The organism is Enterobacter cloacae complex sp. FDA-CDC-AR_0164, assembly GCF_003071645.1.
GTDB classification, from domain to species: Bacteria; Pseudomonadota; Gammaproteobacteria; order Enterobacterales; family Enterobacteriaceae; genus Enterobacter; species Enterobacter ludwigii.
In genome coordinates this window covers 238,265-262,726 of the sequence record NZ_CP028950.1, presented here as the reverse complement: position 1 = coordinate 262,726, position 24,462 = coordinate 238,265, and the positions used below count along the sequence as shown (strand labels likewise).

The following is a 24,462-nucleotide window of genomic DNA, read 5'->3' as shown; positions in this document are numbered from 1 at the left end:
CCCATGCAAACAAACATGGGGGTACTTTAGGGGGTATCTATTTTTATTGAATGGCATATTTGCTATCATTATCAATATATTATTTAAATATATCGAATCCTACAGGGCGTGCCATTTACTGCCTTCACCCTTTTTCGCTTCCACTCTCCCGTTTTACGCTAAATACACGTTTATGCCGATCTCATTCTGTCGATTAAATAATCGGGAAATAAATAGAACGCTAATGAATATTTGTTATTTTTCCAGCCTAAAGTTTTCTTAATCTTTATTTCATCCATTTTTATAATCTGGATTTTTATCATATTTATCCGCTGTATAAGAATATTTTACACTTTTACGACTAAACTTGATTGATACTAATTATCATTAGCGTTTTTGTATGCTTTAATCCTGTCCCACAACGCTATGCGTGGTAAATCACCCTGGTCTATAAAGGATATGTTCATGAATTCTCGCCTGTTGTCATGCTTCTCGCTTGCCTTGTTGTCTTCATCTCTTTTCCTTTCCACACAAGCACTTGCCGCTGATAACAACGAAGGTATCGTTGTTTATAACGCGCAGCATGAAAATCTGGTGAAGGCGTGGGTTGACGGTTTTACCAAAGAAACGGGTATTAAGGTGACGCTGCGTAATGGCGATGACAGCGAGCTGGGTAATCAGCTGGTTCAGGAAGGCACGGCATCACCTGCAGACGTGTTTCTGACGGAAAACTCGCCATCAATGGTTCTGGTGGATAATGCCAAACTGTTCGCGCCACTGGATGCAGAGACCCTGAAGCAGGTGCCTGCGGAATTTCGTCCTGCGCACGGCCGCTGGATCGGGATTGCTGCGCGTAGCACGGTGTTTGTCTATAACCCGGAAAAATTGAGCGAACAGCAATTGCCAACATCGCTGATGGATCTGGCGAAACCTGAGTGGAAAGGCCGCTGGGCGGCATCGCCGTCAGGCGCGGATTTCCAGGCGATCGTGAGTGCAATGCTGGCCCTGAAAGGCGAGCAGGCCACCCTTGAGTGGCTGAAGGCGATGAAAACCAATTTTGTGGCCTACAAAGGTAACAGCACCGTGATGAAAGCCGTTAACGCCGGCCAGATTGATGGCGGTGTGATTTATCACTACTACCGTTTTGTCGATCAGTCCAAAACGGGTGAAAACAGCAAAAACACCCAACTCTACTACTTCAAACATCAGGATCCGGGTGCCTTTGTCAGCCTTTCCGGCGGTGGCGTACTGGCGTCCAGCAAACACAAAGAACAGGCTCAGGCATTCATCAAGTGGATCACCGGCAAAGAAGGTCAGGAGAGCCTGCGCACCAACAACGCGTTTGAATATGCGGTTGGCATGAACGCGGCCTCTAACCCGAAACTGGTTCCGCTGAAAGATCTGGATGCGCCGAAAGTGGAACCTTCAACGCTTAACAGCAAAAAAGTTATCGAGCTGATGACGCAAGCCGGCCTGCTGTGATCCTGAGAGTTAAGTGAACGCCTTATGTCTGGTCTGAGTCTCGACATCGGAAAAAACAGGATGCAGGAGCCTGCCCGCAGGCGACCTGCGCTGCCGATGGTTGCGTTAGCTGTCTTATTTTCATTAATGGCGCTTCTGCCTCTGGGTTTTATCATTGCCATTGGCATTGAGACGGGCTGGGAGACCATTAAGACGCTGGTGTTCCGCCCGCGTGTTGCTGAACTGCTCAGCAACACGCTGTGGCTGACGGCCTTAGCGGTTCCGCTTTGTATTGTGACCGGCGTGGCGATAGCCTGGCTCACGGAGCGTACCCGGCTGGCCGGGCGGGGAATATGGTCTGCGCTGGCGGTCGCCCCGCTGGCAATCCCCGCGTTTGTACAAAGCTATGCCTGGGTGAGCGTCGTCCCCTCCCTGCACGGTCTCTCCGCGGGAGTATTCCTCTCTGTTTTAGCCTACTACCCGTTTATCTACATGCCGGTTGCCGCGGTACTGCGCCGCCTCGACCCGACGCTTGAAGATGTGGCCGCGTCGCTCGGCACGCCGCCGTGGCGGGTCTTTTTCCGCGTAGTGTTGCCGCAGCTCAAGCTTGCTATCTGCGGCGGGGCGCTGCTGGTCGCGCTGCACCTGCTGGCGGAATACGGCCTGTACGTGATGATCCGCTTTGATACGTTCACCACCGCGATTTATGACCAGTTTCAGTCTACCTTCAGCGGCCCGGCAGCCAATATGCTGGCGGGCGTGCTGGCCTTATGCTGTCTGGCCATCTTAATGCTGGAAGGGGTGACGCGCGGAAAAGCACGCTATGCGCGCATCGGCGGCGGGGCTGCACGTGAACAGAAACGCTGGCCGCTGAAGCCGGTCGCGGCCACGCTGGGCCAGCTGTTTTTCCTCACGCTGATCGTGCTGGCGCTGGGCGTACCGTTAATTGTGCTCTGTCGCTGGGTCTGGCTGGGCGGTATTGAGAACTGGATGAGCGCGGACCTCTGGCACTCCCTGCGCCAGACGCTCATGCTCGGCGTGGGTGGGGCACTGCTGACCACGGCCTGCGTGATCCCCATTGCGTGGCTTGGTATCCGTTATCCGCACCGCGTCTTCCGGATGCTGGAAGGGTGTATCTACATCACCAGCTCGCTGCCGGGGATTGTGACCGCTCTCGCGCTGGTAACGGTGACGATTCATTACGCCCGTCCCATTTATCAGACGGAAATTACGCTGTTCCTCGCCTATCTGCTGATGTTTATGCCCCGAGCGCTCATCAACCTGCGGGCCGGGATTGCCCAGGCGCCAGTAGAGCTGGAAAACGTGGCGCGTAGCCTTGGCAGCACGCCTGCGAAGGCGCTGTGGAGCGTCACCATGCGGCTGGCCGCGCCGGGTGCCGCCGCGGGGGCTGCGCTTGTTTTCCTCGGCGTCAGCAACGAACTGACCGCCACGCTGCTGCTCTCCCCGCTGGGAACACGCACGCTTTCCACCGGTTTCTGGGCGCTGACCAGTGAGATCGATTATGTTGCCGCCGCGCCGTACGCGATGCTGATGATCCTGATTTCACTCCCGCTGACCGCCATCCTCTACGTGCAGTCGAAAAAAATTGCAGGACTATGACATGCTTGAATTAACGTCCATTTCTAAATCCTTTTCCGGTGTGCAGGTGCTCGACAGCTTAAACCTGAGCGTTGCGCCGGGGAGCCGGACGGCGATAGTCGGGCCGTCCGGGTCAGGGAAAACGACGCTGCTGCGCATTCTTGCCGGCTTCGAAACGCCGGACGCCGGGCGGATAGTGATGCAAGGCCGAACGCTGTTTGACGAAAACAGCTTCGTTCCCGCCCATCTGCGCGGCATCGGCTTTGTTCCCCAGGAGGGGGCGTTATTCCCGCATCTCAGCGTTGCAGACAACATTGCCTGGGGGCTGGACGGCACGCGCCACGAAAAGCGCCAGCGCGTAGAGGCGCTGATGGAGATGGTGTCGCTGGACAGGCAGCTCGCGACCCACTGGCCGCATGAGATTTCTGGCGGACAGCAGCAGCGTGTGGCGCTCGCCCGCGCGCTGGCTCAACGTCCTTCATTGATGCTGCTGGATGAGCCGTTCTCGGCGCTTGATACCGGTCTTCGCGCCATGACCCGCAAAGCGACCGCTGACCTGCTGGCGGAAGCGGGCGTTGCCTCGATTCTGGTGACGCACGATCAAAACGAAGCGTTATCTTTTGCCACCCAGGTGGCGGTAATGCGTTCCGGGCGCTTCACCCAGGTGGGTACCCCGTATGACGTCTACACTCAGCCCGTTGATGAAGAGACCGCGCTGTTTCTGGGCGACGCGGTGATCCTGCCCGCTCAGCTTACCGCCGGCCATGCGGTGTGCGCGCTGGGTGAGATACCCACCAACAATACGCATGCCACCGGGCAGGGCCGCGTCATGATGCGCCCTGAACAACTGCGCGTGACGGCGTGCGCGCCGCATGAAAGCCCGGTGTCGATAATTGATGTCGATTTTACCGGTCATTTGTCCACGCTCACCCTGGCGTTTGCCGGGCAGCAGGAGCCTGTTGTTCTGAAGACCGTAAGCCAGCCCGGCTGGAATCCGGGTACGGCTGTGCGTATTGATGTTGCGGGAACCGCCCGCGTTTTATCGTTCTCCTGCCGCGCCTGAAAGACCGTCCCGGAAACGGGGCGGTTATGCCACGCTATCCTGTCCATACGTCCTCCTGCTTTCCCACGCCTGTTAACCGATTTTCTCACGCAGTGACGTGCGTTTACGCTTGCCAACAATCATGTAATGCGTATAGTTCTCATTTGCATTGCACTTGATTACATTCTAAGGCCCGACAACGGGCCCTTTTTGCGCGCACGTTTAATGAGTTAATTATGAACAACACGAAAAGGCATAAAACGCTGCTGGCTCTCGCCATTGGCGCGGTCACGCACTCCGCCCTGGCGGCGGATCAAAAGAAAGAAGACACCCTGATTGTCCAGTCTGCGCCTGCCAGCGATTTTAAACCCGGCGGCGACCAGCTTGTGCCGGCGTTCCTTGACGGGCAGGTGGCGAACGGTGGACGCATGGGGATGCTGGGGCAGCAGAACGCCATGGACGTGCCGTTTAATATCATCAGCTACACCTCGAAGCTGGTAGAAGATCAGCAGGCGAAAACCATTGCTGATGTGGTCGCTAACGACGCGGGGGTGCAGTACGTGCAGGGTTACGGCAACAGCGCCGAAACCTTCCGTATCCGTGGCCTGAAGTTTGACGGAGATGACATGACCTTCGGCGGCCTGTCCGGCGTTCTGCCGCGTCAGGTGGTGGATGCGCAGATGGTCGACCGCATTGAGATTTTTAAAGGGGCAAACGCCCTGATGAACGGCGCGGCAAGTTCAGGCGTGGGGGGAATGATTAACCTTGAGCCGAAACACGCGGATGAAACGCCGCAGGCAAAAGTGGGCGTCGATTACACCTCTGATTCCCAGTTTGGCACCACGCTGGATGCGGGCCGTCGCTATGGCGACAACGACCAGTTTGGCGCGCGCGTGAACCTCGTTCATCGCGAAGGGGAAAGCGGGGTGCCCAACGATCGCCGCCGCACTACGCTGCTCTCCACCGGCCTCGACTACAAAGGCGACAATTTCCGCACCTCTCTGGATGTGGGGTATCAGAAGAAAACCTTCCATGGCAGCCCTACCAGCGTCAATATCTCCGCCGTGGATTTCATGCCTGAACCGCCGAAAAACGATCGCAACTTCTCGCAGAAATGGGCCTACAGCAACATCGAAAATGAATTCGGGATGTGGCGCAGCGAGTACGACATTACCGATAACTGGACGGCCTATACCGGCCTCGGCGCACAGCACGCTCACGAAGAAGGGATTTACAGCGCGCCGAAGCTGCTGGATAAAAGCGGTAAGGCGACGGTCAGCCGTCTTGATACCAACCGCATCAGCGATTCCGTCAGTGGGATGGCGGGTATTCGCGGTAACTTTGCTACCGGCTTCGTAACGCATAAAGTCAACGTCGGTTACTCCGCGATGACCAAAAACGAAAAAATCGGCTGGAAAATGTCGTCGGCGGCGGATAACCCAACCACCAATATCTACCACAATACCGGTGTGGATATGCCGGATAGCTCCAGTTTCAACGGCTTAGGCGGAAATTACAGCGATCCGCTCACCAGCGGGCGTACCCGGACGCAGGGCTGGCTGTTGAGTGATACGCTGGGCGTGCTGGACGACAAACTGCTGTTTACCGCCGGGGCGCGTCATCAGAAGGTGGTCATTCGCGGATACAACAAAATTACCGGGCAGGAAAATAAAGCAGACGGTTTCGACGGCAGCCGCTGGATGCCTACCTACGGCGTGGTTTACAAGCCGTGGGAGGCGATCTCCCTGTATGCCAACCACACCGAAGCGCTGCAGCCGGGTCAATCAGCCCCTAACACCGCCACCAACTACGGGCAGAGCACCGGCATCGTTCACTCTAAGCAGAACGAAGTGGGCGTGAAGGCGGATTTTGGTCGCGTGGGCGGCTCCCTGGCGCTGTTTGAGATCAAAATGCCGTCGGCGATCCTCAACAGCAACGGTCATTATGGTCTTGATGCCGAGCAGCGTAACCGCGGCGTGGAGCTGAATGTGTTCGGCGAGCCCCTGCTGGGCGTCCGTCTGAACGCCAGCGCTACCTGGCTGCAGGCGGAGCTGACCAAAACCAACAACGGCCTCAACCAGGGCAATGATGCGATTGGCGTTCCGAATTTCTATGCTGTTCTGGGCGCAGAGTATGACATCAAACCGATTGATGGCCTGACCGCTACCGCGCGCGTGAACCACTCCGGCACGCAATACGCGGACCTGGCGAACACCAAAAAGCTGGACAGCTACACTACGCTGGATCTGGGTATGCGTTATCGCTTCGCCGTTAACCACAATCAAAATCAGATGACGGTGCGTGCGGGTATCGACAACGTGACCAATGAAAACTACTGGTCCAGCGTGGATGATTCAGGTACCTACATCACCCAGGGCGAACCGCGTACCTTTAAAGTCTCGGTGGGCTACGCATTCTGAGAACGCCGCTCGTTATCCGGGGCAGGGATGCCCCATTCCCTTGCTACCACCAGCCTGAAGTGTTAAAACGTGCCCCTTCTAAAAAAGAGACAGGGGTAGGGCGTGAAAGACGCGTCATCCGCTTCAGGCACCGGTAGCGCTGAAGCTTCGTCGGAACAGAATCCGACGCTGCAACGTGGTTTGCAAAATCGACATATACAGTTAATTGCCCTCGGTGGGGCTATCGGTACCGGGCTGTTTCTCGGCATCGGCCCGGCCATTCAGATGGCGGGGCCGGCGGTATTGCTGGGTTATGCCCTCGCCGGGATTATCGCCTTCCTGATCATGCGCCAGCTCGGCGAGATGGTCGTCGAAGAGCCTGTGTCAGGCTCGTTCGCGCACTTTGCGTATAAATACTGGGGCCCGTTTGCGGGGTTCCTCTCCGGCTGGAACTACTGGGTGATGTTTGTGCTGGTGGGGATGGCAGAGCTGACCGCCGCTGGCATCTACATGCAGTACTGGCTCCCGGATGTGCCCACCTGGATTTGGGCGGCGGCCTTCTTCATCATCATCAATGCCATCAACCTTGTGAACGTCCGTTTGTACGGTGAAACCGAGTTCTGGTTTGCGCTCATCAAGGTGCTGGCGATTATCGGCATGATCGGTTTTGGCCTGTGGTTGCTGTTCTCGGGTCACGGCGGTGAGCGTGCCACGATCGACAACCTGTGGCAGCACGGGGGGTTCCTGGCGACCGGCTGGAAGGGGCTTATCCTTTCGCTGGCGGTGATCATGTTCTCTTTCGGCGGGCTGGAGCTGATTGGTATCACTGCCGCTGAAGCGCGCGACCCGCATAAAAGCATTCCGAAAGCGGTCAACCAGGTGGTGTACCGTATTCTGCTGTTCTACATCGGTTCGCTGGTGGTATTGCTCGCGCTCTATCCCTGGGTTGAGGTGAAATCAAACAGCAGTCCGTTTGTGATGATTTTCCACGATCTCAACAGCAATGTGGTGGCTTCAGCGTTGAACTTCGTTATTCTGGTGGCGTCACTTTCGGTCTATAACAGCGGCGTCTACTCCAACAGTCGAATGCTGTTTGGCCTCTCCGTGCAGGGGAATGCGCCGAAGTTCTTAACCCGCGTCAGCCGTCGCGGCGTGCCGGTGAATTCTCTGCTGTTGTCCGGTGCGATCACCTCTTTGGTGGTGGTGATCAACTACCTGCTGCCAAAAGAGGCGTTTGGGCTGCTGATGGCGCTGGTGGTTGCCACCCTGCTGCTGAACTGGATCATGATCTGCCTGGCGCACCTGCGTTTTCGTGCCGCGATGCGTCGCAAGGGACGTGAGACGCAGTTTAAAGCGCTGCTTTATCCGGCAGGAAACTATCTCTGCATTGCTTTCCTCGGGTTGATCCTTGTGCTGATGTGCAGCATGGACGACATGCGGCTTTCCGCGATGTTGCTCCCGGTATGGGTCATCTTCCTGTTTGCGGCATTTAAACTTTCCCGCAAGCAATAATGCATGCCGTCCTCTCCCGGTGGGAGAGGGCGAGCCATCCAGTTTCCCATCCCAACGCGATAAACCTCTTTATCGTGACCCCTCTCCCAAATCTCTCCTGATCCACAGGATCTTTGTTTTGTAATCGATTACTTTTCATTTGATGGTATTTGTAATCGATTACTTTTCTAGGGTGAGGCTCATTATGGTGTCAACAACTGAAAGTAGTGGAAAGGTGATAGCGCAGCACCGGCTGCTGGTTCCGCGTCTGTCGCTGATGATGTTTCTGCAGTTTTTTATCTGGGGTAGCTGGTCGGTCACGCTGGGTCTGGTGATGACCCAGCACAACATGTCGTTGCTGATTGGCGATGCGTTCTCCGCCGGGCCCATCGCCTCTATTTTGTCGCCGTTTGTGCTCGGGATGCTGGTGGATCGCTTCTTCGCCTCGCAGAAGGTGATGGCGGTAATGCACCTGGCCGGCGCGGCTATCCTGTGGTTCGTTCCGGGGGCGCTGATCGCTGAAAATGGTGCGCTGCTGATCGGCCTGCTGTTTGGCTACACGCTTTGCTATATGCCGACGCTGGCGTTAACGAACAACATCGCGTTTCACAGCCTGGCAAACGTCGATAAAACCTTCCCGGTGGTGCGCGTGTTCGGCACGATCGGCTGGATTGTCGCGGGGATCTTTATCGGCGTTACCGGCGTAGCCTCCAGCGTCACGATCTTCCAGGTTGCGGCGGCGAGCTCCGTGCTGCTGGCGCTCTACAGCCTGACGTTGCCGCACACGCCCGCCCCGGCAAAAGGGCTGCCGGTCCAGGTTCGCGATCTGTTCTGCGCTGATGCGTTTGCCCTGCTGAAAACCCGCCACTTCCTGGTCTTTTCCGTCTGCGCAATGCTGATTTCCGTGCCGCTTGGCACCTACTACGCTTACACCGCCTCGTATCTGGCGGATGCCGGGATTGCTGATGTCAGCACCGCGATGTCGTTCGGCCAGATGTCAGAGATTGTCTTCATGCTGGTGATCCCGCTGCTTTTCCGCCGTCTGGGCGTGAAAGTCATGCTGCTGGTCGGCATGCTGGCGTGGTTTGTCCGTTACGCGATGTTTGCCATGGGGGTGAGTGAGGAGGGACGTTTCCTGCTCTATCTCGGCATCCTGCTGCACGGTGTGTGCTATGACTTCTTCTTTGTGGTGGGCTTTATCTATACCGACCGCGTGGCGGGCGAAAAGGTGAAAGGCCAGGCGCAGAGCATGATCGTGATGTTCACCTATGGCATCGGCATGCTGCTTGGTTCACAGATTTCTGGCGCGCTGTATAACCGTCTGGTGGCGGGACAGGCCGTGCCGCAGGCGTGGGTCACCTTCTGGTGGATCCCGGCGGTGGCGGCAGCGGTGATTGCGCTGATTTTCCTTCTCACGTTCAAATATGACGATGACAAGGCGTAACGTTCAGGAGGTGGTATGAGAACGATTAAGGGACCCGGTATTTTCCTGTCGCAGTTTATCAGCGCAGAAGCGCCGTTTAACTCGCTGGATGGGCTGGCAGGCTGGGCAGCAGGTAAGGGCTACAAAGCCGTGCAGATCCCCTGCAATCATCCGCACATTTTTGACGTGGAGAAAGCGGCTGAGAGCCAGGCTTACTGTGACGACATTACCGGCACGCTGGCGGAGCACGGACTGGCGATCAGCGAGCTGTCGACTCATCTGGAAGGGCAGCTTATTGCGGTGAACCCGGTCTACGGCGACGCGTTTGACCATTTCGCGCCGGCAGACGTGCGGGGTAACGACGCGGCCCGTCGGGCGTGGGCAACCAGCAAACTGAATCAGGCGGCTGCAGCCTCCGCAAAATTAGGCCTGACAGCGCACGCCACTTTTTCTGGATCGCTGGCGTGGCCATTTTTCTACCCGTGGCCGCCGCACAACGCGCAGCGTTTTCAGGACGCTTTCCAGACGCTGGCAACCCGCTGGCGGCCCATTCTGGACACCTTTGATGAGCACGGCGTCGATGTCTGTTATGAGCTGCATCCGGGGGAAGACCTGCATGACGGCGTGACGTTTGAGCGTTTTCTGGCGCTTGTGGACAACCACCCGCGCTGCAATATTCTCTACGATCCCAGCCATATGCTGCTTCAGCAGATGGACTACCTGACGTTTATCGATCTCTACCATGCGCGCATTAAAGCGTTTCACGTCAAAGATGCAGAGTTTCGTCCCAACGGGCGCAGCGGTGCATACGGTGGCTACCAGTCGTGGATCCATCGCGCGGGTCGCTTCCGGTCGCCGGGCGACGGGCAGATCGACTTCACCGGTATTTTCAGCAAACTGACCCAGTACGACTACGAGGGCTGGGCAGTGCTGGAGTGGGAGTGCTGTCTTAAGGATGGCGATACCGGTGCCCGCGAAGGCAGCGAATTTATCCGTCGTCATATCATTCCGGTATCCGGGCGCGCGTTTGACGATTTCGCCGCGGGAGGCAGCCATGATTAACGTCGGGATCGTCGGCAGCGGCTTTATCGGCCCGGCGCACATTGAGGCGCTGCGGCGTCTCGGCAGTGTGCAGGTGGTCGCCCTGTGCGACAGCTCGCTTTCACAAGCGCAGGAAAAGGCGCGCCAGCTGAATGTGCCCCATGCTTACGGGAACGTTGAGGCGCTGCTCGCCCATCCGGATCTGCACGTGGTGCATAACTGCACGCCAAACCATCTGCACGCAGAGATTAACCGCCAGATTTTGCGGGCGGGTAAGCATGTTTTTTCCGAAAAGCCGCTGTGTATGACCCCGGAAGAGGCCCGCGAGCTGGTGGCACTGGCTGAGCAGGCGGGCGTGGTACACGGCGTCAGCTTTGTCTATCGCCAGTTTGCGATGGTGCGCCAGGCGGCCAGCATGAGGCGCGAGGGCAGTCTCGGTCGGCTGTTTGCCACGCATGGCAGCTACCTGCAGGACTGGATGCTGCTGGAAACCGACTACAACTGGCGGGTGGATGCCACGCTGGGCGGTGCGTCGCGCGCGGTGGCGGATATTGGCTCCCACTGGTGTGACACGGTGCAGTTTGTGACCGGGCGGCGGATCACCGACGTGATGGCCGACCTCACCATCGTCTGGCCAACGCGCAAGGCCAGTGCGGCGGGAAACCGGACCTTCACGGATGATCGCAGCGCGAACGATGAAGACAAACCGGTCACCACCGAAGATTTTGGCTCGGTGCTGGTGCGCTTCGACGATGGCAGCAAAGGCAGCTTTAACGTCTCGCAGGTCAGCGCCGGGCGCAAAAATCGGCTGACGTTTGAAATTAACGGCAGCGAACGGTCCGTGGCGTGGGATCAGGAGGTGCCGCAGCAACTCTGGATCGGCCATCGCGCGCAGGCAAACCAGACCCTCTCCGACGATCCAAACCTGATGAACCGTGACGTGGCCGAAAGCGCCCATTTTCCTGGCGGACATATCGAAGGCTGGCCTGATGCCTTTAAAAATATGATGGTGCAGTTTTACCGCGCCGTGATGCAGGGGGAGATGCCGGCACAGCCGCTGTTTGCGACGTTCCATGACGGCGCGAACGTCATGTATATCATTGATGCGATAGTGAAAAGCCATCAGCAACAGCGCTGGGTGCGCGTTGCGTATTGACGTGTTGCCCGGTTCGCCGGGCAACGAATTTATGGTAGCCTGCATAAAACGTTAACCGCAGGAAATGCCGTCGCTATGTCCATTCAGAAAATCGCTCAGCTTGCCGGGGTGTCCGTGGCAACGGTCTCCCGCGTGCTTAACAACAGCGATACCGTGAAAGCGAAAAACCGCGAACGCGTCCTGCAGGCGATCAAAGAGAGTAATTACCAGCCCAACCTGCTGGCGCGCCAGCTGCGGACTGCCCGCAGCTATATGATTCTGGTAATGGTGTCGAACATCGCTAACCCGTTCTGCGCCGAAGTGGTGAAAGGCATTGAAGAGGAAGCCGAAAAGAACGGCTACCGCATTCTGCTGTGCAACTCCGGCTCTGACATTGAACGCTCGCGTTCGGGGCTGAGTTTGCTGTCCGGTAAAATTGTCGACGGCATTATCACCATGGATGCCTTCTCAAAGCTTCCAGAACTGGCCGCCCTGATTGGCACTGCGCCGTGGGTGCAGTGCGCCGAATACGCCGATGCCGGTGCGGTCTCCTGCGTCGGGATTAACGATGTGGACGCCTCGCAGCATGCCGTCAGCCAGCTTGCCGACGGCGGGCGCGGGCGGATCGCGATGATTAACCACGACCTGAGTTATAAATATGCCCGCCTGCGCGAGCGCGGCTATAAGAGCGTTATCCACCTGAAAGATCTGGCTTACCAGGCGGTGGAATACGCCAGCGATCTCAGCTTCAGCGCCGGAATAGCGGCGATGCAAAATCTGCTGAAGGAAAACCCGCCTGACGCGGTCTTTGCCGTTTCCGATACCCTGGCGGCAGGCGCATTGCATGCGATCCAGCAGGCGGGATTACGCGTGCCGGAAGACATTGCGGTAGTCGGGTTTGACGGTACGGAACTGGCGGAGATGATTTCGCTCACCACCATCGAACAGCCGTCGCGGGATATTGGGCGCAAGGCGGTCGATTTGTTGTTGAATAAAATCGATAACCCGGATGCGCCCACGGAAAGAGTGATGATGGACTGGCGCTTTATCTCCCGCGCCAGCGCCTGATTATTTCGCTATTACGCCAGCCAGCGAGCGAATATCGTTTCCGGTCGGAGATTGATGAATACGCAGACCAAATTCATCCACCACCGCGAATATATGGTCGAAAATATCGGCCTGAATCGCCTCATATTCCGCCCAGACGACCGTGTTAGTGAACGCGTATATTTCAACTGGCAGCCCGTTAGCTTCTGGCGCTAACTGGCGAACCATCAGCGTCATATCTTTGCGGATCCGCGGGTGATTACGCAGATATTCATTTAAATAGGCGCGGAAGGTTCCAATATTGGTCATTTTGCGCAGGTTCAGCACCGATTCGCCTTCACCGTTTTCCTGATTCCAGAGAGAAATTTCTTCGTGACGCGCCGCCATGTACGGCTTAAGCAGCTTCGCCTGAATCAGCTGCTGTTGCTCCTGCTCGTCGAGGAAGTGGATGCTGGTGGTGTCTATATTCAGGCTACGCTTGATGCGTCGCCCGCCGGAGGCCGACATGCCGCTCCAGTTGATAAAGGCATCAGAGACCAGCGCCCAGGTCGGAATGGTGGTGATGGTATTGTCGAAGTTGCGCACCTTGACGGTGGTCAGGCCAATGTCCGTGACCGTGCCGTTGGCTCCGTATTTTGGCATCTCCAGCCAGTCACCGAGTTTAAGCATGTCATTGGCGGAGAGCTGGATCCCGGCGACAAGCCCGAGGATCGGGTCTTTAAACACCAGCATTAACACCGCAGCCATGGCGCCCAGGCCGCTAATCAGAATGGCTGGCGACTGACCAATCAGCAGCGAGATAATTAAAATCCCCACCAGAATAGCGCTCACCAGTTTTATCCCCTGGAAGATGCCCTTCAGCGGGAGCTGCGAGGCTGTCGCCATCTTTTGCGAAAGATTGAAAATGACGTCCAGCAGCGAGAAGAACGAGAGCAGGGCATACACCATCACCCACAACTTTGCGCAGGTGGTGAGCATTTCCGCGGCTTCGCTGCCTTTTTGCAGCCACAGTACCGCCTGAACGTTGACAATTATCCCCTGCAGGGTAAAAGCGACGCGGTGAAATAGCTTGTTCTGGGTAATGATTTGCAACCATAAATGGCTGCTGGCCTGCGCGCGCTTCTCAAAGGCCCGCAGGACCACTTTGTGCAGAATAAAATGAACGATGAGTGCGGTAAGAAAAATAATACCAAAGATAATCACTAAAGAGGTGGTGTGATTAATTTCAATGCCTAACTCTTCAACCTGAGCAATTAATTCCTGCATAACGTCTCCTGTATTGATGCAGCCCCATAATGGCGGCTGCGGATCTATTATGCAAATTCGTCAGGGTTATTTGACGGCGTGGCAGGTCGTCACCACCGGCAGGCACAGTCGATGGCGAACCCGCAGCGTCGCCAGCGCGAGGATCACCATCAGGCCAGTTTCCACCGCGAGGAAGAGGGTGATCGCCTGGGTGTAATCTCCGTGATGATTCTGCAGACCGTGCAGCAAAATCGCGCCAAAGATGGCCGGGCCGAGTCCAAGCGCCGCCTGCTGCAGCGTGCTCAAAATGGCGCTCGCCGCCCCGGCGTCATCAGGCTGAATATCGCGCATGCCAATACGATAAAAACTGTTCACGATCAGCGCCTGACCGTAGCCGACCAGCCCGGTCGCGGGTGCCAGCGTCAGCGCGGTATTGTGCATTCCCCAGAGGCGGAAGGTGACAATCAGCGCCAGCAGTCCCGCTATCTGGATCGCCAGACCGGTGAGCAGAATGGTACTGGTGCTGTAGCGGGCAATCAGACGTGGGGCAAACCACGCTGAAATAAAGTAGGTGACACCCAGGGCGATAAAACTGTTGCCAGACTGCCACGGCGCCATCCCCAGACCGGTTTGCATGGTTAACGCCATGCAGAACATAAAGCCGGACCAGACGCTAAAAAAGAGCAACGCAATCAGCACGCCAAAGCGGATACTGCGCAACTGCAGCAGGCGCGGCGGGATCAGCGGATGCGCATCGTCCCGCTCTTTTTTGCGGGCGTTAAGGGCCATTAACCCGGCAAGCGGAATAATGGCGATGAGCGCGACCTTAAGCGGCCAGGACCAGTGCCACTGCGGGCCAAGCGCCATCGGGAACAGCAGGCAGCAGAGGATGATCGCCAGCAGGACGGTGCCCGTCCAGTCAATGCTTGATGGCGTGTCGCGGCGGGTTTCCGGCACGTAGCGGCGGCTCATGGCCAGCACCACCAGACAAATTGGCACGTTGATAAAGAAGGCGTTACGCCAGCCGAGGCCGGCAATGTCCGCCGATACCAGCCAGCCTCCGCCCATCTGGCCGACGATAAACGCGATGCCGCCGATGCCGCCAAAGAGGCTGATGGCCTTCGCGTGGGCCGTGCCTTTCAGCGTTACGTGCAGGGTGGCGAGAATTTGCGGCATGATCAGCGCCGCGCCAGCCCCCTGAAGAATACGGGCGCCCAGCAGTTGTTCAATGTTGCCTGCCATTCCGCACAGCAGCGAGGCCAGGCCAAAGCTCGCCACGCCCCACATGAAAAGACGACGGCGGCCAAGGTTATCCCCCAGCTTGCTGCCGAGGGCAAGGCAGACGGCAAAGGCCACACCGTAGAGGGCCACAATTAATTCCAGCTCGGTGGCCGTAGCGTGCAGCGAGTGGGTGATAGCATCCAGCGCCACGTTGGTGATTGAGGTATCAATCAGCGGCAGCATCTGGCCGGTTAACAGCAATATCAGGCCTGCGCGGCCCGGTGAAACGACTGACGTATTCATGGTAACTCCATTGCGTCATTCAACAGATGGTCGTAGCATCAACGATCTGATAAACGGGTACCAGTTCTTGCTTATACTGGTACTGGCACTACCATGCAGGGGGATTTATGGCGCTGATGTCTGAACCCGTCGTCTCGCTCAAGGATGACACCCGAAAACAACTTGGTGCGTTTTTACGCGCCCGACGCGAAAGCCTCGATCCGCAGCGGCTCGGCCTGCCGCGCAGCGGTCGACGCCGCACGCCCGGGCTGCGCCGTGAAGAGGTGGCCCTGCTGGCGGACGTCGGGGTAACCTGGTACACCTGGCTTGAGCAGGGCAGGGACGTCAATCCGTCCAGCGCGGTGATGGCCGCCGTGGCAAAAGCGCTGCAATGCACCCCGACCGAAGCGCGCCATCTTTTTGTGCTGGCCGGGCTACCGCCGGGTGAAGCACCGCAGGCCACCTGCTGTGAAGGGATCAGCGAAGGCACGCGCCGCCTGCTTGATACGTTGATGCCGAAACCGGCCAGCATTCAGAAACCCAATTTCGACATCGTGGCCTGGAACGACAGCTTTGGTCATCTGATGGGGGTCGATTTCAATGCGATCCCCCCGGAAGACCGCAACTGTATTTATCTGTTCCTCACCCACCCGGCATGGCGCGCCCGTCTCGGCAGACGTGACGATGTGCTGCCCGTCTTTGTCTCCTATTTCCGGGCGGCGATGGCCGAGCACCGGGGTGACCCGCTGTGGGAAGCCAAACTGGCGCGCTTCTTTGCGGTGTCTGAGGAGTTTAAAAATCTGTGGCATCAGCGCAATGACGTGCGCGGTGTGGAAAACCAGCTCAAGTTGTTTACCCATCCTGAGCTTGGGGAATTTACCCTGCAGCAGATGTACTGGTACTCTGCTCCACGAAACGGTTCCCGGTTGCTGGTGTATCTGCCAGTGGATGAAGCCGGGGAGAGAGCAATGGAATGGCTGACGGAGCAGGCAAAATGAAGGTTACCGGCAAACAGGAGCGGCTGCTACGCCGCGCACTCAACGAGTGGCAACAGGAAGGCACATTAACCGCTGACGACCACCAGCGGCTGGCCGGTACGCTTCAACGCGTGACCATGGACTGGCAGCGGCTGAGCCGCTATGCCTTCTGGACGGCACTCGCCTGCGTCATTATCGCCATCGGCAGCCTGTTTTCGGACAGCGAACTGATGGCGCGCATTATCGAATTCTTCGCTTTTTCCTCCCTTGCCCGCATCGGGCTGCCGGCGCTCCTGGCCGTGCTGTTTTATTTGTGGGGCTTCAGCCGCCAGCGGCGGGAGACGCAGTGGCATTACAGCACCGAAGCGATTTTGTTCCTCGGAGTCTTGTTTACCGCCATCGCGCTCTGGCAGCTGGGTGAACGGCTGGATAACGGCAGCGGCCACATCGCGCCCCTGTTCCTGGCCGGCTGTGCCGTCTATGGCCTGGTAGGCTTTTTCGGCCGCTCCGGGCTGGTCTGGCTGTTTTTCTTGCTCTCGCTTGGCAACTGGTTTGGCGCGGAGACGGGCTATATGTCCGGCTGGGGCGCTTACTGGCTGGGGATGAACTATCCGGTGCGCTTTATCTTTTTCGGCGGCGCGCTGCTGGCCCTGTGCTGGATCCTGCGCGCTGTGCTGCAGTCCCGTCATCTCTACACCACCAGTAAAGCGATGGGGCTGACGTATCTCTTTGTCGCCCTGTGGATCATGTCGATATTTGGTAATTACGATATCGATAACTGGTACAGCGTGACCCAGGCCTCGTTGCTGCCGTGGGCGCTGCTGTTTGCGGTGGCGGCGGTTCTCTGTATTTACATCAGTCTGAAAACCGACGACGGCATGCTGCGCGGGTTTGGCCTGACGTTCCTCGCCATTAACCTCTATACCCGCTACTTCGAATACTTCTGGGATGGGATGAACAAGGTGGTGTTCTTCCTGATTCTGGCGGCGTCGCTGGCGGTGATAGGGCGGTATGCGGAGCGGATCTGGCATGCCGGGCGTGCGGAGAAGTAAGTTTTACGCGTTTTTATCGGGAAGACGCAGAAAACGCCGTCTGCGTGAGATGCTGACTCAATGGCGAAACCAGGCAGATGACGCGTGATTGAAAACGGGCCGCAGTAGCGGCCCGTTTGTCTTAGCACTCGGTCACAATCGTGCTCAGCGGCAGGCGAGATTTTGGCAGCGTGGCGTTGAAATCTTCCACGCTGTGGTGTCCAACCGGGACCACCACCAGGCTGGTGAAGCCTTTCTCTTTCAGGCCAAACTCGTCGTCGAGAATGGCGGCGTCAAAACCTTCAATGGGTACGGCATCCAGGCCCAGCGCGGCCACGCCTAACAGGAAGTTACCGACGTTGAGGTAAACCTGTTTCGCCATCCACTGGTCGTCATCTTTCAGATCCACGCGGTGCATGTCGGCGAAATAGCAGCGACCTTTGTGATTCGCCGCTTTTGCTTCTGGGGTGTTGAAGCGACCGTCGGCCTCTTCCTGATCCACGACGCGCTCAAGCCACGCATCGTCCATGGCGGTTTTCGCGCAGAACACTACCACATGAGAGGCGTCCATCATTTTGCGTTCGTTGAACACGTAAGTGCCTGCCGCAGATTTGGCCACGCGCGCTTTACCTTCCTCAGTGCTGGCAATAATAAAATGCCATGGCTGGGAGTTCGTGCTGGACGGGCTGTACTGCAGCAGGGTTTTGATCTTCTCCGCTTCTTCAGCGGTCAGTTTCTTGCTTGGGTCAAACGCCTTGGTGGAGTGGCGTTTCAGGGCAACGGAAATGATATCCATAACAACTCCTGGTGATAAAGTTCGCCCGCGTGCGGGCGCGAAAAGGAGTGCAGATTACCGTGCGAAGCGGGAAAAGATAAGTGCATTTTGAGCGCTTAATCTGTTCGTCTCAGACGAACAATCAGCGCGGCCTGATCCATTTCTGGTCTTTTTTCGGCAGCTTATCGACGACCAGATTCCAGGAGTCGTTGATGAGATCGGCCACCAGTTCCGGCGTAACATCGTCGGTGCCGTAGAGTGAAATCCAGTGCTTTTTATTGAGATGATACCCCGGCTCAACGCCGCGGTAGATCTGCTGGTTTAACAGGGATTTTTCCGGATCGGATTTCAGGCTGACATGCGGTCGCCCGTGAGCAACCGCAACAATCATGAAAATCTTGCCACCCACTTTAAACACATCAAATTCCGGCCCGAACGGCCAGCAGTGTTCGATGAACGGCAGTTCCAGCGCCACGCGTTTGGCGTGTTCCTGCAGCGATTTACTGTCCATCAATATCCTCGGAGGCGAGTCCACGCCACATGGCTTCAAAGCCCAGCGCTTTAAAATCGACGGCGCGGGACGGATCGCGGGTGGCAAATTCCATGGTGGTTTCGGCAAGCGATAAGAACATGGCATCACCAAAGGTACGAAACTCATCGGACATAAATACCGGGCGCACTGCGCGACGGCACAGTTCATGCAGTTCCGGGAACATCTCCTGCACGGCCTGCTCCGTTTCGGCGCTGATCTTCTCGCTGACGCCAAGCTGGCGAATGGCGGCGTGAGCGACAGGATTACGGATGCCCCAGTCCACGTAGCTGTTCCAGATATTGCGGGTATGTTCTTTGGGAAGGGTGAGCGTGCGATCAAGCTCCGCCAGCATCGTCTGGCAGAGATCCTGCTTCAGGTGCAGATAGAGGGCATTCAGCAGATCGTCTTTGGTAGCAAAGTAGCGGAACAGTGTGCCTTCAGCGACGCCCGCGTTCCGGGCAATTAAGGCCGTTGAGGCGGCAATACCTGACTGTGCAAATGCAGCGGTTGCTGCGTCCAGTAAGGCCTGTTTTTTATCTTCACTCTTCGGACGTGCCACTAAATTGTTCCTCCTGTCAATTGTAAAAACCTTGATTGAAACACGTGCTTTGACAGGCTGCAACGCGCAATGTCAAAGATCGAAAACGTCTTGACGACTTTATCATCATATCTATAATGAGTGCTTACTCACTCATAATCAAGTTCAACCCGCGTAAACCATCGGATGGGGCGCGTTTTCGGGTCAGGATATGAAAAAGCCTCTATTCATCTGCGTGGTGTTCGTCATGATTATTGCTTCAGCTGCGAGTTTACCTTTTGTCCTGAATCCTGGATTTGGCCAGCCACCGCAGGGTGCGCAGCTTACCGAAGTGGAGGCCTCCCCGCAGTATCGCGACGGGAAATTCCACAATACGTTGCCGACACCGGGCTTCACCGGCGAGCAAAATATGCTGGTGGCGTGGTGGCAATTTCTGACCCGCAAAACCGAAAATGCCCGTCCCGCGCAGCCGCTGCCGCTGGTGAAAACCGATCTCGCCAGTCTGCCGCTGGAGCAGGACACGCTGGTCTGGCTCGGTCACTCGTCGTGGTATATGCAGCTGGCGGGTAAACGTATTCTGATTGACCCGGTACTCAGCAACTATGCCGCGCCGTTCTCGTTCCTCAATAAAGCTTTTGCGGGCGAGTATCCCTGGCATGCGCAGAACATGCCGGAGATCGACCTGCTGATCATCTCCCACGATCACTACGATCATCTGGATTACGCCACCATCAGGGCGTTACTGCCGAAGGTGAAACGTGTGGTTACCCCGCTGGGCGTTGGATCTCATCTGCGCTACTGGGGCATGAAGCCGGAGATTATCGACGAGCGCGACTGGAACCAGTCGGTGCGCATCAGTGATGACTTAACGGTGCACGTCCTGCCGGCACGTCACTTCTCCGGACGCGGGATTAAACGCGATCAAACCCTGTGGGGGAGCTTTATGTTCGTCACGCCGGCGCAGAAGGTTTATTACAGCGGAGACTCCGGTTACGGCCCGCACTTCAGGGCCATCGGTGAGCAGTTCGGCGAGGTGGATTTAGCCATCATGGAAAACGGCCAGTACGATCGGGACTGGAAGTACATTCACATGATGCCGGCGGAAACGGCGCAGGCGTCGGCTGACCTTAACGCGAAAGCTGTCGTGCCCGGTCATAACGGACGCTTTGTGCTGGCGAAACACACCTGGAACGATCCGCTGATCCAGCTGGCGCAGGCCAGCAAAGATAAAAATTATCGGCTACTGACGCCGGAGCTGGGTGAACCTGTTCACGTGAGTGATACCACGCAAACCTTTCGTGAGTGGTGGGAATAATGTTTAAGCGAGAAGCAGAGGGGGAGAGCTGTATGACCATTTCCGCTCAAGTCATCGACACCATCGTCGAGTGGATCGACGACAACCTGCACCAGCCATTACGTATCGAAGAGATCGCCCGCCACGCGGGTTACTCGAAATGGCATCTGCAGCGTTTGTTTATGCAGTATAAGGGCGAAAGTCTCGGGCGTTACATTCGCGAACGCAAGCTGCTGCTGGCAGCGCGTGACCTGCGTGAATCGGACGAGCGTGTCTACGATATCTGTTTGCGCTACGGCTTTGATTCGCAGCAGACGTTTACGCGTATCTTTACCCGTACCTTCAACCAGCCGCCTGGCGCGTACCGCAAAGAGAACCACAGCCGGACACACTGAACGTGTCGTTATGCAGAAATCCGACCGGGTAAGGCGCAGCCGCACCCGGTTTTTTTTTACTTACGATGCCAGTGAAAACCAGCGACGCCAGACGAAACGCAGGATGAAGAATTCGAGGGCGCCAAGCAGTAAAAACCACACGCAGAACAAAATGGTGTACAGCTGGTTAAGATCGACCATGTGGAAGATCGTCATCAGCTTTTTCGCCAGCACCAGCCCAAGCGACGGCGCAGGTAACAGCAGGCAGGAGAGCAGGGCCATCAACAAAATGCCCCCCGCTGTGAGCAGCGATTCTAACGGGTGTTTCATCTTAATGTTAATCGTCAGTTAAAAATGTCATTGTCCGGCATCGCGGAACGTAAAGCAATATAAACCCGGCAGACGTTTTTTGTTAAATCAAATGCGCTTTTCTGCGAATAAATAACAGAAAGAGAATAATCTCTCAGAAGCGATTAAATTATTATCGCGTTATGTAAATAAATGTCCTTGTCATGCAAATAATTTTACAAACATATAAGTGCTATATCCAATTAACGTGGCAATAACAATGGCTGCGACAATGTATAACGCCAGGCGGCGTGCGCGATAAATACCAAACATGGTTCCTCCTCGTTTAGCGTTGGTTTAGAAATATTTTGTAAAAATCATCGTATTCGAATAATAGTTATTAGTTTTGAATATCCCGGCAGTAATTATATTGCGGTAGATCAATTTTACCCGCAAGCCTTAAAAATGAATTTATTAAAGCCAGAAAGGAATTCAGGCTTCCGTCCACCGTATATTGAAGGAAAAATACGATGACCAAAAAAAATCTCTCTCAGAACATGCCACCTGCTGGTGGGCAGGCGTATCAGCAGACCGTTGAGCAAGTGCTTGCTAACAAGCAGAGCCAGGCAAATGGCCTCGACCGTGCTGAAGCGCAGGCACGTCTGCATCAGTATGGCCCTAATGCGTTGCCGGAGAAAAAAGGCAAACCCGCCTGGCTACGTTTTCTCGCCCATTTTAATGATGTACTGATTTACGTTCTGCTTGCCGCGGCGGTATTAACCGCGGTTATGGGCCACTGGGTCGATACGCTGGTTATCCTCGGTGTGGCGGTAATCAACGCGTTAATTGGCCATATTCAGGAAAGCAATGCGGAAAAATCCCTGAAGAGTATTCGCAATATGCTCTCCAGCGAAGCGCGCGTCATTCGCAATGGCAATCATGAAACGCTACCGACAACTGAAATAGTCCCGGGCGATATTATTGTATTACGCGCGGGGGATCGTATTCCGGCGGATATGCGTTTAATCGAAGCGCATAATTTACGCGTGGAAGAGGCTATTCTGACCGGCGAATCTACCGTGGTGGATAAACACATTAATCCGCTGACCGGTGAATTACCGCTGGGCGACCGCACTAACCTGGTCTTTTCCGGTACGACCGTGAGTGCAGGGGGCGGCATTGGCGTGGTCATTGCCACCGGGCAAGAGACTGAACTTGGCCACATTAACCAGATGATGGCGGGTATTGAAAAGCATCGTACGCCGCTGCTGGTGCAGATGGACAAGCTGGGGAAAGCGATCTTCGCCATTATTCTGGCGATGATGGCGGCTCTATTTGTCTTCAGCCTGGTGTTCCGCGAAATCCCCATGGGCGAGCTGCTGCTCTCTCTGATTAGCCTGGCGGTCGCCTCCGTGCCGGAAGGTCTGCCAGCCATTATTTCTATCATCCTTTCTCTTGGCGTGCAGGCGATGGCACGCAAGCGGGCGATTATCCGCAAGCTGCCAACGGTTGAAACCCTGGGGGCGATGACCGTGGTCTGCTCGGATAAAACCGGCACCCTGACCATGAACGAGATGACGGTGAAAGCCATCATTACTGCCGACAGTTGCTACCGCGTGGACGGTAACAGCTACGAGCCGGCGGGGAACATTTATCTGGAAGGCAGCGACGAGCCGATGCAGATCCAGCCGGGCACCGTGCTGGAGCAGTACCTGCGCACTGTCGATCTCTGTAATGACAGTCAGCTGATACAGGACGAACGCGGTCTGTGGGGCATCACCGGTGGGCCGACCGAAGGGGCGCTGAAGGTGCTGGCGGCGAAGGCGCATCTTGAGCCGGTGATGACCACCCTGATTAACAAGATCCCGTTCGATTCGCAGTACAAGTACATGAGCACCCACTATCAGATTGGTCACGAGGAGCACATCCTGATTACCGGCGCGCCGGACGTGATTTTCGCGCTGTGTAAACAGCAGCAGGCCCGTAACGGCGCTGAAGCGTTCGACCGCGCTTACTGGGAAACCGAGATGGAGCGCTATGCACGCCAGGGGCTGCGTATGGTTGCCGCAGCGTTCAAACCGGCGAACGGTGAGCAGGCGCTGACGCATGACGATCTGAATCACGGGCTGATCTTCCTCGGTATTGCCGCAATGATGGATCCACCGCGTCCTGAAGCGATTGATGCGATTCATGCCTGCCAGCAGGCCGGGATCCGCGTGAAGATGATCACCGGGGATCACCCGCAGACGGCAATGAGCATCGGCCAGATGCTCGGGATCACCAACAGCGAGCAGGCGGTGACGGGCTACCAGCTGGAGAAAATGGACGACGCTGAGCTTGCAGACGCCGCGGTGAAATATGACATTTTCGCCCGTACCAGCCCGGAGCATAAGCTGCGCCTGGTGAAAGCCCTGCAGGACAAGGGTGAGATCGTGGGCATGACCGGCGACGGTGTGAATGACGCTCCGGCGTTGCGCCAGGCGGACGTGGGCATCGCAATGGGCATCAAAGGCACCGAAGTGACCAAAGAGGCGGCGGACATGGTCCTGACCGACGATAACTTCGCCACCATCGCCAGCGCGGTAAAAGAGGGGCGTCGCGTTTACGACAACCTGAAGAAAACCATTCTGTTCATTATGCCGACCAACCTGGCGCAGGGGTTACTGATTGTTATTGCGCTGCTGGCAGGGAACATTATCCCGCTGACGCCGGTACTGATTTTGTGGATGAACATGGCAACCTCCGCCACGCTCTCCTTTGGCCTGGCCTTTGAAGCCGCTGAGCGCAACATCATGAAGCGTCCGCCGCGTCAGACCGGACAGCACGTGATGGATGCGTACGCCGTATGGCGCGTGGCCTTCGTCGGGACCATGATTGCCATCGCCGCCTTTGCGCTGGAAGCCTGGCTGGCACCGCGCGGCCACAGCGCGGAGTTCATCCGTACCGTGCTGCTGCAGATGCTGGTCTGCGCCCAGTGGGTATACATGATTAACTGCCGCAACACTGAAGGGTTCTCCCTGAACCGTGGCCTGCTGGCGAACAAAGGGATTTGGCTGGTCACAGGCGTGTTGTTCCTGCTCCAGGCGGCAATCATCTACCTGCCGTTTATGCAGATGCTTTTCGGCACGGAAGCGCTGCCTCTGCGCTACTGGTTCGTCACGCTGGCGGTAGCTGCGGTGATGTTCTTCGTTGTTGAAATCGAGAAGCGACTGACCCGCAGGTTCCGTAAGGCTGCATAACCCTTTGCCCTCACCTTAACCCTCTCCCGCCGGGAGAGGGGATGCTGAC

Annotated in this window: 20 protein-coding genes; 14 read left to right on the top strand and 6 right to left on the bottom strand. The window is 56.6% G+C overall.

The window, feature by feature from the left end; all coding sequences use genetic code 11:
- Positions 1-444 precede the first annotated feature (444 nt).
- From AM410_RS01290 to AM410_RS01250, 9 genes are all read left to right on the top strand, one after another.
- A complete protein-coding gene (locus AM410_RS01290) occupies positions 445-1,461 on the top strand; it encodes an iron ABC transporter substrate-binding protein (RefSeq protein WP_108647407.1) in 1,017 nt (338 codons plus the stop codon).
- Positions 1,462-1,485: 24 nt separating this feature from the next.
- Positions 1,486-3,060: an ABC transporter permease gene (locus AM410_RS01285; RefSeq protein WP_014168956.1), complete on the top strand. Its 1,575-nt coding sequence runs from the start codon at positions 1,486-1,488 to the stop codon at positions 3,058-3,060.
- A gap of 1 nt (position 3,061) precedes the next feature.
- Positions 3,062-4,102: an ABC transporter ATP-binding protein gene (locus AM410_RS01280; protein ID WP_063156326.1), complete on the top strand. Its 1,041-nt coding sequence runs from the start codon at positions 3,062-3,064 to the stop codon at positions 4,100-4,102.
- Between the two features lie 215 nt (positions 4,103-4,317).
- Positions 4,318-6,501 (top strand): TonB-dependent receptor, encoded by a 2,184-nt coding sequence (locus AM410_RS01275; RefSeq protein ID WP_073395651.1) that lies wholly within the window; start codon positions 4,318-4,320, stop codon positions 6,499-6,501.
- A 102-nt stretch (positions 6,502-6,603) separates the two neighbouring features.
- Positions 6,604-7,992: a phenylalanine transporter gene (pheP, locus tag AM410_RS01270; protein ID WP_047955158.1), complete on the top strand. Its 1,389-nt coding sequence runs from the start codon at positions 6,604-6,606 to the stop codon at positions 7,990-7,992.
- Between the two features lie 184 nt (positions 7,993-8,176).
- On the top strand, positions 8,177-9,415 hold the full coding sequence (locus AM410_RS01265; protein WP_025204781.1) for an MFS transporter: 1,239 nt from the start codon (positions 8,177-8,179) through the stop codon (positions 9,413-9,415).
- Positions 9,416-9,430: 15 nt separating this feature from the next.
- Positions 9,431-10,456 carry a sugar phosphate isomerase/epimerase family protein gene (locus tag AM410_RS01260; RefSeq protein ID WP_050737443.1) on the top strand — a complete coding sequence of 342 codons (1,026 nt, stop codon included), beginning with the start codon at positions 9,431-9,433 and terminating at the stop codon, positions 10,454-10,456.
- Entirely contained in the window at positions 10,449-11,591 is a 1,143-nt protein-coding gene (locus AM410_RS01255; protein ID WP_073395652.1) for a Gfo/Idh/MocA family protein, read from the top strand. The genes AM410_RS01260 and AM410_RS01255 overlap by 8 nt, the downstream gene beginning before the upstream one ends.
- Positions 11,592-11,666: 75 nt before the next feature.
- The gene (locus AM410_RS01250) at positions 11,667-12,638 is read left to right on the top strand and encodes a LacI family DNA-binding transcriptional regulator (RefSeq protein ID WP_073395654.1); all 972 of its coding nucleotides are present in this window, start codon (positions 11,667-11,669) and stop codon (positions 12,636-12,638) included.
- Here AM410_RS01250 and AM410_RS01245 read toward each other — a convergent pair whose 3' ends face one another.
- Positions 12,639-13,883, bottom strand: coding sequence for a mechanosensitive ion channel family protein (locus AM410_RS01245; RefSeq protein WP_014168964.1), 1,245 nt, complete (start codon positions 13,881-13,883; stop codon positions 12,639-12,641).
- Between the two features lie 66 nt (positions 13,884-13,949).
- Positions 13,950-15,386 (bottom strand): MFS transporter, encoded by a 1,437-nt coding sequence (locus AM410_RS01240; protein ID WP_032681520.1) that lies wholly within the window; start codon positions 15,384-15,386, stop codon positions 13,950-13,952.
- 107 nt (positions 15,387-15,493) lie between these two features.
- On the opposite strand from AM410_RS01240, the gene AM410_RS01235 reads away from it, so the two are divergent.
- Both AM410_RS01235 and AM410_RS01230 read left to right on the top strand, forming a co-directional pair.
- Complete coding sequence (locus AM410_RS01235; protein WP_014168966.1) at positions 15,494-16,363, top strand: helix-turn-helix transcriptional regulator; 870 nt, start codon at positions 15,494-15,496, stop codon at positions 16,361-16,363.
- Positions 16,360-17,394, top strand: a complete 1,035-nt coding sequence (locus AM410_RS01230) for a hypothetical protein (protein WP_020885137.1) — start codon at positions 16,360-16,362, stop codon at positions 17,392-17,394. Before AM410_RS01235 ends, AM410_RS01230 begins: the two co-directional genes overlap by 4 nt.
- Positions 17,395-17,515: 121 nt before the next feature.
- Here the strand turns inward: AM410_RS01230 and nfsB are convergent, their stop codons facing one another.
- The 3 genes from nfsB to AM410_RS01215 form a co-directional block, all read right to left on the bottom strand.
- The gene (gene nfsB / locus AM410_RS01225; protein ID WP_049023163.1) at positions 17,516-18,169 is read right to left on the bottom strand and encodes an oxygen-insensitive NAD(P)H nitroreductase; all 654 of its coding nucleotides are present in this window, start codon (positions 18,167-18,169) and stop codon (positions 17,516-17,518) included.
- Between the two features lie 121 nt (positions 18,170-18,290).
- A complete protein-coding gene (locus tag AM410_RS01220; RefSeq protein ID WP_073395655.1) occupies positions 18,291-18,659 on the bottom strand; it encodes an MmcQ/YjbR family DNA-binding protein in 369 nt (122 codons plus the stop codon).
- Positions 18,649-19,239 carry a TetR/AcrR family transcriptional regulator gene (locus tag AM410_RS01215; RefSeq protein WP_020885134.1) on the bottom strand — a complete coding sequence of 197 codons (591 nt, stop codon included), beginning with the start codon at positions 19,237-19,239 and terminating at the stop codon, positions 18,649-18,651. Before AM410_RS01215 ends, AM410_RS01220 begins: the two co-directional genes overlap by 11 nt.
- Positions 19,240-19,429: 190 nt before the next feature.
- Here AM410_RS01215 and AM410_RS01210 point away from each other — a divergent pair, with 190 nt between their 5' ends.
- Both AM410_RS01210 and AM410_RS01205 read left to right on the top strand, forming a co-directional pair.
- Positions 19,430-20,533, top strand: a complete 1,104-nt coding sequence (locus tag AM410_RS01210; protein WP_020885133.1) for an MBL fold metallo-hydrolase — start codon at positions 19,430-19,432, stop codon at positions 20,531-20,533.
- Positions 20,534-20,565: 32 nt separating this feature from the next.
- On the top strand, positions 20,566-20,907 hold the full coding sequence (locus tag AM410_RS01205) for a RamA family antibiotic efflux transcriptional regulator (protein WP_020885132.1): 342 nt from the start codon (positions 20,566-20,568) through the stop codon (positions 20,905-20,907).
- A 60-nt stretch (positions 20,908-20,967) separates the two neighbouring features.
- On the opposite strand, the gene AM410_RS01200 is transcribed toward AM410_RS01205, so the two are convergent.
- Positions 20,968-21,216 (bottom strand): DUF1158 domain-containing protein, encoded by a 249-nt coding sequence (locus AM410_RS01200; RefSeq protein WP_025204775.1) that lies wholly within the window; start codon positions 21,214-21,216, stop codon positions 20,968-20,970.
- A 488-nt stretch (positions 21,217-21,704) separates the two neighbouring features.
- Here AM410_RS01200 and AM410_RS01195 point away from each other — a divergent pair, with 488 nt between their 5' ends.
- A complete protein-coding gene (locus AM410_RS01195) occupies positions 21,705-24,413 on the top strand; it encodes a cation-transporting P-type ATPase (RefSeq protein WP_014168974.1) in 2,709 nt (902 codons plus the stop codon).
- Positions 24,414-24,462 lie beyond the last annotated feature (49 nt).